General features: G+C 27.1%; 8 protein-coding genes. 3 read left to right on the forward strand and 5 right to left on the reverse strand.

The features are described from left to right. Positions 1-16: 16 nt before the first annotated feature. On the reverse strand, positions 17-1,348 hold the full coding sequence (dnaA, locus tag O6B72_RS07685) for a chromosomal replication initiator protein DnaA (RefSeq protein WP_024962976.1): 1,332 nt from the start codon (positions 1,346-1,348) through the stop codon (positions 17-19). A 128-nt stretch (positions 1,349-1,476) separates the two neighbouring features. Here dnaA and ruvC point away from each other — a divergent pair, with 128 nt between their 5' ends. From ruvC to pyrE, 3 genes are read left to right on the forward strand one after another with little or no spacing between them, the layout of a single operon-like run. After that, the gene (gene ruvC / locus O6B72_RS07690; RefSeq protein WP_018713446.1) at positions 1,477-1,962 is read left to right on the forward strand and encodes a crossover junction endodeoxyribonuclease RuvC; all 486 of its coding nucleotides are present in this window, start codon (positions 1,477-1,479) and stop codon (positions 1,960-1,962) included. A gap of 23 nt (positions 1,963-1,985) precedes the next feature. Then, positions 1,986-2,690 (forward strand): orotidine-5'-phosphate decarboxylase, encoded by a 705-nt coding sequence (gene pyrF / locus O6B72_RS07695; protein WP_269492743.1) that lies wholly within the window; start codon positions 1,986-1,988, stop codon positions 2,688-2,690. 1 nt (position 2,691) lies between these two features. Then, complete coding sequence (pyrE, locus tag O6B72_RS07700; RefSeq protein WP_269492744.1) at positions 2,692-3,291, forward strand: orotate phosphoribosyltransferase; 600 nt, start codon at positions 2,692-2,694, stop codon at positions 3,289-3,291. A 73-nt stretch (positions 3,292-3,364) separates the two neighbouring features. Here pyrE and O6B72_RS07705 read toward each other — a convergent pair whose 3' ends face one another. The 4 genes from O6B72_RS07705 to O6B72_RS07720 form a co-directional block, all read right to left on the reverse strand. Continuing rightward, positions 3,365-3,826 (reverse strand): tetratricopeptide repeat protein, encoded by a 462-nt coding sequence (locus O6B72_RS07705; RefSeq protein WP_269492745.1) that lies wholly within the window; start codon positions 3,824-3,826, stop codon positions 3,365-3,367. A 2-nt stretch (positions 3,827-3,828) separates the two neighbouring features. Next, positions 3,829-4,446, reverse strand: coding sequence for an FAD-dependent thymidylate synthase (gene thyX, locus O6B72_RS07710; RefSeq protein ID WP_269492746.1), 618 nt, complete (start codon positions 4,444-4,446; stop codon positions 3,829-3,831). Positions 4,447-4,457: 11 nt separating this feature from the next. Beyond that, positions 4,458-5,783: a Na+/H+ antiporter family protein gene (locus O6B72_RS07715; RefSeq protein ID WP_269492747.1), complete on the reverse strand. Its 1,326-nt coding sequence runs from the start codon at positions 5,781-5,783 to the stop codon at positions 4,458-4,460. Positions 5,784-5,950: 167 nt separating this feature from the next. Next, positions 5,951-7,270, reverse strand: a 1,320-nt coding sequence (locus O6B72_RS07720; RefSeq protein ID WP_269492748.1) for an autotransporter outer membrane beta-barrel domain-containing protein, incomplete at its 5' end; no start/stop codon positions are given.

Genomic DNA, 7,270 nt, shown 5'->3' on the forward strand with positions numbered 1-7,270 from the left:
TTGATTTTTTTCACATTCATTCACTATTTTTTCCTTTTAAAATTTTATTTTCAAGTTCTTCAACGCGAATTTTTAAAAACTCATCATTTTCAATAAGTTCATTTATTTTTTTTATATTGTGACTAACTGCGCTGTGATCTTTTAATCCAAAAAATCCAGCAATTGCAGGCATTGAGTTTAATGTTAATTTTTTAGATAAAAATATTCCTATTCTCCTTGCCTCAACAATATTTTTTTTTCTACTTTTACTTTTTATATCACTTGGTTTTATGTTGAGCTCTTTTGATATTGTTTTTATAACATCTTCTAGATTTATATTTTCTTTATTTTCTCTTATTTGATCTTGTAAAACATTTTTAGTAAAATCAAGTGTTATTTCAGTTCTCATTAAAGTAGAAAAGGCATTTAGTTTATTAATTGCACTTTCAATTTCACGGATGTTATCACCCATATTTGTTGCAATATATTCTATTATTTTGTTATCTAAAATTATTTTATTATCTTGACTTTTTTTTCTAATAATTTCTATTTTGGTTTCTAATTCAGGTGGTGCAACATCAGCAATAATTCCACTTATAAATCTACTTATTAATCTTTCTTCAAAACCTTTTAAAAATTTTGGTGGTTTATCACTTATCATAACGATTTGTCCACCAGCTTGTTTAAGCTCATTAAAAGTATTAAAAAATTCTTCTTGAATTTTATCAGTATTCCCTAAAAATTGGATATCATCTACTAATAAAACATCAGGTTTTCTATATTTTTGTCTAAATTTATCCATAGAAGAGTTTCTTATATGAAAAGTAAAATCATTTTTAAATTGTTCACTTGTTATACAAATAACAACTTTACCATTTTCAATGCAATAATTTCCAATTGATTGTAAAAGGTGTGTTTTTCCAAGTCCGCTTGGTCCATAAATAAATAACGGATTATAATCAGCACCCGGATTTTGAGCTACAAATTTTGAACAAGTATAGGCAAAACGGTTTGATTCACCAACTATGAAATTATCAAATTTATATGATTCTATTAAAATTGTACTTGATAATTTTTTATCATTTTTTACACTATTTTTTATATTTTTTTCTTTTTGAATATTATCTTTTTTTGAAGTTATTAAAATTTTTGGTTTTATTCCTGTTTTTTCTAGAATAATTTCTTCTATTTTTGAGGCATATTTTGTTTGGATAAATTTAGCAATAAACTCATTTGTTGTGTTAAAAACAACAAAATCAGGTTTTGAATTTTTTTCATTAATAGTTAAATTTTTTATGTATTTATTAAACTCATTGGGTAAAATATATTTTTGGAGTTCATTAAAAACTTCATTTTGTAAAAAAAACAAATTTATCCTTTTTAAATTTTATAAGTAATATTTTACCAAATTTTAATAAAAAAAGGGTTAAATTTAATGTAAAAAATATAATTTTCACTATGTGAATAGTGTGTGAATAAGTGTTGAAAAGGATGTGATTGAAAATTTTAGGAATTGATCCAGGAACTAGAAATTGTGGATATGCAATAGTTGAAAAAGATGGTGTGAATGTAAATTTAATAGAAGCTGGATTAATTAAAATAAAACCATCAACTTTAAATTATCAAATAACTGAACTTTGTGAAGGACTTGATTTAGTTTTTAAAAATCATGAAATTAATGAAGTTGCAATGGAAGATATTTTCTTCGCTTATAATCCAAAAACTGTTTTAAAACTTGCTCAATTTCGTGGAGCAATAAGTCTTAGAATTTTACAGCTACATGGAGAATTTTACGAATATACTCCTTTACAGGTAAAAAAAAGTGTTACTGGAAAAGCAAAAGCAGCAAAAGAACAAGTTGCTTTTATGGTTAAAAAAATACTTGGGATTAAAAAAGAGATAAAGCCACTCGATATAACTGATGCTATTGCTGTTGCTTTAACTCATGCAAATAATATAAAATTTAAAAATAAATTGTTATAATTTTTCTTAAAAACGGAGAAGAAATGAGTGAATTAATTGTTGCTTTGGATATGCAAAATTTAGATGATGTTAAAAGTATTGTAAAAGATTTTGATAAAAAAGTTAATTTTTATAAAGTTGGAATGGAACTTTTTTATAGTGAAGGAAGAAGAGCAATTGAATATCTAAAAAATGAAAATAAAAAAGTCTTTTTAGATTTAAAACTTCATGATATTCCAAATACTGTCTCGAAAGGACTTATTTCTTTAGCTAATTTAAATGTAGATATTTTAAATGTTCACGCAAGTGGTGGATTTAGTATGATGAAATTTGCAAATGAGAGTTTAAAAGAGTTTTGTTATAAAAAAAATTTAATTATTCCAAAATTAATTGCAGTAACAATTTTAACGAGTATTGGTGATGAAGATTATGAAAAAATTGGATATAAGACTGATGTAAAAAATCAAGTATTAAATTTAGCAAAACTGACTAAAAAAGCTGGGCTTGATGGTGTTGTAGCTTCTGTTTTAGAGGCGAATTTAATAAAACAAAATTTAGGAGAAAATTTTTTAATAATAACTCCTGGTATTCGTCCAAATTTTGCAAATATTGACGATCAAAATCGCATAGCTTCGCCAAGTGAAGCTATTAAAAATGGATCAACACATTTAGTTGTTGGTAGAGCATTAACTTTGGCAAATGATAAATTAAAAGCTTTAGAAGAAATTTTAAAAGAAATGGAGATTTAAGATGGAAAATTTAGATAAAAATTTAATGAGTGAGTCTGAAATAAAAGATATTTTTATAAAAACAGGTGCAATTTTACATGGGCATTTTTTACTTACTTCTGGACTTCATAGTGATACTTATATAGAAAAATTTAGTGTTTTAAAACATCCTAAATTTACAGAAATTTTATGTAAAGAAATGGCAAAAAGATATATAAATGATAATGTTGAGTTAGTTATTGGTCCAATGACAGGTGGAATTTTGCTAGCTCATGAGGTTGGAAAAGCTTTAAATACTGAGGCAATTTTTTGTGAAAGAGAAAATGGTAAAATGACCTTAAAAAGGGGTTTTGAAATTCAAAAAAATCAAAGAATTTTAATAGTTGAAGATATTGTAACAACTGGTGGATCTATAAAAGAAGTTGTTGAAGTAGTTAAAAGTTTTGGTGGTAATATCATAGGTATTGTGATGCTTGTAAATAGAAGTGGTAAAGAACTTATTTTTGATGGTATAAAATCCAAAGCACTTTTAAATTTAAATGTTTCAACTTATAAAGCAGATGAATGTGAACTTTGTAAAAAAAATATTCCTTTGACAAAAAGAGGAAGAACTGGAAAATAAATTTAAATTATAAAAGAGCCATAATTTTGGCTCTTTTTATTGCTTAAAATTTAATTAAATATTGGTTAAAATTTTATCTTAAATTTAACATATGACAAGCACCATTTTCTCCTAATTTACAAGCTTTTAAATAAAGTTCAGTTGCTTTTGTGGTATTTTTATCTACTCCATTTCCATCATCATAAAGTTTTGCTAAATTTAAACAACTATATGAACTATTATTATCACAAGCTTTTTTAAAAATATTAAAGGCCTCATCATAACTTTCATAAGTTGTTAAAACAAAAGCTTTCAATTCACACCCTACCCCAAACTCAATTTTACAAGCTTTGTCAAAATAAACATAAGCTGGAATTAATTCGCCTTGTTTGTAATGTGTCATTCCTATTTCAGAACATGACCAAGAATCGCCTTTAGTACAATTCTGATCAAATTTTATATATTTTTGCTCTTGTGGTGAAAGTGAATTTTCATCTAAAATTTCATTTGCAAAAGATATAAAAAAACTTACTATTAAAAATATAAAAATTCTCATTTTCAATCCTTATAGATAGATTCTTCAAATATAAATTTATGTTCATCTGGAAGAGAATTATAAATTTCATATGCTAAATTTCTTATTTCCCACAAAGCTGATTTTGAAGTTCTAAGATGTAAGAAATTTTGAAGGCTTCTTGCATTTATACTCCAAGTAAGTTCAGTTTTATAACATTCCGGAAGTGCATATTTAGCGATGTCTAGTGTATTTATTTTATTTAAAATCTGACGGATATTTTCAAGAGCTTGAATGCTATAATTATCAACCATTTCATTTCCAGTTAAAACTATATAGCGAGACGCATTTTTAAAATCCCCTATTTTAAACTCATTTTCTTTTTTAAGTTCTTTTAGGGTGTATCTAGTGGATTTAACACTCAAACTTGCCATTCTATGACGTGCTAATTCTTGTAAAAGTGCTCTTGAAATTCCTTTTATATAAAAATTATAATGTAGATGCTCAAGTGTTGAGGCATGTTTAAATTTATTTCCAACTCTGTTGATTAGCTCTTTGTCTATCTCGCCTCCATTGTCCCCTTTATTAAAGCTTTGCCAACAAGTTCTTATAGCATTTGAGCATATCCAAAGTGGAGTGAAATTTAATAGTTTTACTTCCATTTTTTTCCTTTTTATAAAATTACAGCAAATAGTATGCCAAATAAAATCAAAGGAATATTAAAAAATATAAAAGTCGGAATACAAGTATCATAAATATGATTGTGCTGTCCGTCAAAATTTAAACCACTAGTTGGTCCAAGTGTGCTATCGCTTGCAGGACTTCCAGCATCCCCTACTGCAGCTGCAATGCCTATTAAAATAATTATAGCTGATGTGCTAAACCCAAGTTCAAGTGCGAGTGGATAGTAAATCGCCGTAATTATTGGAATAGTTCCAAAACTACTTCCAATGCCTATTGTAATAAATAGTCCAATAATTAACATTAAAGCTGCTCCGCCAAGCTTTCCACCAGCCAAAGAAGCAGCCGCATTAACAAGTTCAGGAATGCCTCCTGTTTCTCTTAAAATTGCACCATAACCTGCAGCTACAAGCATAACAAAGGCAATAAATCCCATTATATGAATACCTTTATCAAAAGTTTTATCCATATCTTTATATTTAATTCCACCAAAAACTATCATGGTAATAATTCCAAGAAGTGCACCAAGAGGAAGAGAACCAAAGAAAATTTGAATAATAAAGGCTACAACTATTCCAGCTAATGCACCCCACTCTTTTAAACCCATTTTTATCTCGTCTAGATTTTTAGGTGTATTGTTTTCAATATCTTTGTATTCTCTTGGTTTTTTAAACACAATCACAGCTAAAATAAGTCCTATAATCATTGGAATTGCTGCCATCCACATAACACTTGCGATTTGTGAAATTTCAATATTTAAGCCATTGTTTGCCATCTCTTTTTGTAAAATTGAAAAAAACAAAAGTCCAAATCCAACTGGAAGTGAAATATATGGAGTTTGAAGCCCAAAAGTTAAGGCACATGCTACGGCACGTCTATCAATATTCATTTTATTCATTACACTTAAAAGTGGTGGAATTAAAATAGGAATAAAAGCTATATGAACAGGAATTAAATTTTGTGAAAAACAAGCAATAAAAGCAATTGCAAATATAAAATAAAACTTACTTTTTGTTATAAATTTTGAAATTTTATTAATTAAAATTGTAGTTAAATTTGTAAAAGAGATAGCTGCAGCTAAAACTCCAAGTAAAATGTATGATAGTGCAGTTTGAAGATTGCCTTTCATGCCTTCTATAAATACATCTAAAGTATAATTCATACTTTTTATAAAAGTATATGTTTCTCCACTTGGAACAATATGAGCCATAAGTCCTGCAACCATCGCTGAAATAAGGATAGAAAGCATGACATTGCATCTTAATATACATAAAATAAACATTAAAATAATGCTGGAAAAAACTGGATTGCTAAGCATAATTTTCCTTTAAAATTAAATAAAAGTTGATTATATGATAAATGGATTTAAATTTTAATAAAATTGTAATGTTTAAAAAATTTTTGATGTTTTAATTTGGATTTTAGAATTTTAAGAGATTTGGATAATTTTCCAAATCTCTCATTAATTAAATTTAATAACGGATATTAAAATCTGTATGTAAAGCCGATTTGTCCGTTATAAATTTTATCATCTCTATTAAGATAGATACCGCCACCTATATTTATAAATAAATTTCTAGATATTTCTGTTTGGATACCAAAGTCAAATACAAAACTTGTTTTTTTCTTTGCTTCTTCGTTTAACATAAAGTAGTAGTTACTTGATCCAAAATATGATCTCATGCCATTATTTCTTTGATAAATATCTCTTGTTATATAAGGTCTTGCATAAAGAGTAATATTTTTATTATTATAAAGTATTTCTAAACCTAAATTTGCCTGTAAATTTTTAAATTTAGATTTATCAAATGTTTGTGTTAAATTTCCAACATCTTTATGATTTGTCGAAGCCGTAAAGCTATCTTGTGTATAGTCGAAATAATCAAGCCCTATAAATGGTTTAATGCTAAAATTATCATTTACATTAAATTTATATCCATAAGCTGTACCTAATGTTAAATAATTAGAATTAAATTTTGCTTTATAATTTAAATTTGTAGCTAATAATTTTAGATTATAATCAGCTTTATTATTTCCTAAACCATAACCTATAGATAAATCAAACTCATTATTATCAAGATATTGTCTAGCATAGGCACCTACTTCATAAAGGTCTGATTTTAAACTTACATCGTTGTTACTATCTGCTTTAGCATACGAGAAATATCCACCAACAAGAGTTGAATCAAACATTTTATTAAAGCTTACAACTCCACCTGCAAGACTGTGGCTGTGGCCAGATTCATTATTTTTTGCTCCAATAGCTGAAATATTAAATGAATTTTTATAAATTTCTCTATCTATTAAATCGATTAAGTATCTTAAATCATCAGAATTCGAGGCAAGCTTTGTTCCATCTAAATATTTCATAGCATTAGCTGTTACCATAGGACTATTTTTAGTTGGATTAAGCATCATATCTTTATTTATTGCTCTTTTTGTTTCGATATTAAATGTTTTTGTCGGTTTATTTACATTTGGCCTATTCTTTTTAACTTCTCTAACTAAATTAGTTAAAACCCTTATACTTTCATCTCTAATATTTACATCATCATTTTCCAAAGCTAAGCTTAGAGCTGTAACTATAGCTGTATTTATATTTCCCTCATTAGATAATAATAGTGAGTTTAATATATCTTTAGCATCATCTAACTCTTTAGGAAGCTTTGCTTTTTGTTTTCCTGGTTCAGTTCCTGGTTCAGTTCCTGGTTCAGTTCCTGGTTCAGTTCCTGGTTCAGTTCCTGGTTCAGTTCCTGGTTCAGTTCCTGGTTCAGTTCCTGGTTCAGTTCCTGGTTCAGTTCCTGG

The organism is Campylobacter ureolyticus, from assembly GCF_027277485.1.
In the GTDB taxonomy this organism is placed as follows: domain Bacteria; phylum Campylobacterota; class Campylobacteria; order Campylobacterales; family Campylobacteraceae; genus Campylobacter_B; species Campylobacter_B ureolyticus_B.

Coding starts and splice junctions, on each gene's coding strand:
- pyrF (WP_269492743.1), top strand. CDS start 1,986: ATGAGTGAATTAATTGTTGCTTTGGATATGCAAAATTTAGATGATGTT.
- pyrE (WP_269492744.1), top strand. CDS start 2,692: ATGGAAAATTTAGATAAAAATTTAATGAGTGAGTCTGAAATAAAAGAT.
- O6B72_RS07705 (WP_269492745.1), bottom strand. CDS start 3,826: ATGAGAATTTTTATATTTTTAATAGTAAGTTTTTTTATATCTTTTGCA.
- thyX (WP_269492746.1), bottom strand. CDS start 4,446: ATGGAAGTAAAACTATTAAATTTCACTCCACTTTGGATATGCTCAAAT.
- O6B72_RS07715 (WP_269492747.1), bottom strand. CDS start 5,783: ATGCTTAGCAATCCAGTTTTTTCCAGCATTATTTTAATGTTTATTTTA.